Source organism: Pseudoflavonifractor sp. An184, from assembly GCF_002160305.1.
In the GTDB taxonomy this organism is placed as follows: domain Bacteria; phylum Bacillota; class Clostridia; order Oscillospirales; family Oscillospiraceae; genus Lawsonibacter; species Lawsonibacter pullicola.
In genome coordinates, this window is record NZ_NFKI01000124.1 from 1 (window position 1) to 1,888 (window position 1,888).

Consider the following 1,888-nt stretch of genomic DNA (forward strand, 5'->3'; position numbering starts at 1 on the left):
GCAGAAAAAGGGACAGGCCGCGCTGGACAAGCAGAACGCCCCCATGATTGCAGGCGGTATCACGCCCCGGCAGACCAAGTTTGAAACGAACAAGGAGAAGCTGCGGCAGACCATACGGAAAGCCCTTGCCACCGCCGCCAGCTTTGACGAGTTTTCCTCTCTGCTGCTGCGGGAGGGCGTGGCCGTCAAGGAGAGCCGGGGGCGGCTTAGTTACCTCACGCCGGACAGGACAAAGCCCATTACCGCCCGCAAGCTGGGCGACGATTTTGACCGCGCCGCTGTCCTTGCCGTTTTGGAGCAGAACGCCGCCAGAGCCGCAGAAAAGGCCGCAGCCATACCCGAATACCAGCGGCATGGGAAAACCGGCATACAGCCCACAAAAGCCCCTCAAACCGCTCCGAATGTGCAGCGGCTTGTGGACATTGAGCAGAAGAAAGCCGAGGGCAAAGGCCGGGGCTATGAGCGTTGGGCGACCATGCACAACCTTAAACAGATGGCCGCGACGCTGAATGTGTATCAGGAATACGGCTTCACTTCCCCGGAGCAGTTAGAAGCCGCCGTTGATACCGCCTATCAGGAAATGCGCCAGACCAGCGGCAAGCTGAAAACGCTGGAAACCAAGCTACAAGGGAAAAAGGAGTTGCAGCAACAGGTACTTGCCTACGCTAAGACCAAGCCCACCCGCGAGGGGCTGCGGGCGCAGAAATCCGAGAAAGCCCGCACCGCCTACCGGCAGGCAAATGAGAGCGATTTTATTATAGCCGAAGCCGCCGCCCGGTATTTCAAGGCGCATGGCATTACCAAGCTGCCCGCCCGGAAAGCGTTGCAGGCCGAGATCGAGCAGCTTATCTCCGAGAAAGACGGCTTGTATAACACCTACCACGAACAGAAACAGCGGTTCAAGGAGTTGCAGACGGTCAAGCGGAACATCGACCAGATTTTGCGCCGGGAGGAACCCCACCGCAGAAAGGAGCAGAGCCATGAGCGATAACCTGCCCCGCATGGACTACCGCCAGCACCGGCGGGCGCGGCGGCTGGTGCATGAGTGCTGTAACTACGACGGGGGGAACTGCCTGCTGTTAGACGACGGGGAGCCTTGCGTGTGCGTCCAGAGCATTTCCCTTTCCCTCATGTGCCGCTGGTTCCGTGTGGCTGTCCTGCCTCTTGACGGGGAGCTGGCCGCAGCCCTTTTGTACCGGGGGAGCCGGAAATGCTGCGCCGTCTGCGGGGCGGCCTTTGTCCCCAAATCCAACCGGGGAAAATACTGCCCCGACTGCGCCGGACGCATGAAGAAAATCAAAGCCACCGAGCGAAAGCGGAAACAAAGGCATAAATGTCACGCTTTAGAGCCTTTCAAACCCGCATAAATCAAGGCTTTTTTCGTGGGTGTCAAAGGGTATGCGATACATTTATCCTTTTCCCCCGGAAACGGCGTTCTAAATGCGTACAAACGCCCCAAATCCACCCAAAGGAGGAACCATGTCAGACAACCGAAAATACTACTACCTCAAGCTGAAAGAGAATTACTTTGACGAGGACGCTATCGTGCTGCTGGAAAGTATGCAGGACGGCATCCTCTATTCCAACATTCTCTTGAAATTGTACTTGAAATCGCTGAAAAACGGCGGGAAGTTGCAGCTTGATGAAAATATCCCCTACACCGCGCAGATGATTGCCACCATTACCCGCCAGCAAGTCGGCACCGTAGAACGAGCCTTGCAGATTTTTATGAAGCTGGGGCTTGTGGAGCCGCTGCCAAGCGGCGCGCTGTATATGAGCAACATTGAACTGCTGATCGGCCAATCCTCTACCGAGGGGGAGCGAAAACGGCGGGCAAGGCTGGCTTTGCAGGAACAAAAAGCCTTGCCAAAGGCCGGGGCGGACAAAT

Annotated in this window: 2 protein-coding genes and 1 pseudogene; all 3 read left to right on the forward strand. The window is 57.0% G+C overall.

Annotated elements, in window-relative coordinates; translation table 11 throughout:
• Window positions 1-991, forward strand: a pseudogene (locus B5F19_RS16680) (relaxase); the annotation flags it as partial.
• Window positions 981-1,367: a cysteine-rich VLP domain-containing protein gene (locus B5F19_RS16685; protein ID WP_087292876.1), complete on the forward strand. Its 387-nt coding sequence runs from the start codon at window positions 981-983 to the stop codon at window positions 1,365-1,367. The pseudogene B5F19_RS16680 and the gene B5F19_RS16685, both read left to right, overlap by 11 nt.
• A 112-nt stretch (window positions 1,368-1,479) precedes the next feature.
• Window positions 1,480-1,888 (forward strand): phage replisome organizer N-terminal domain-containing protein (locus tag B5F19_RS16690; protein WP_204248361.1); only part of this gene is annotated, 409 nt, incomplete at its 3' end.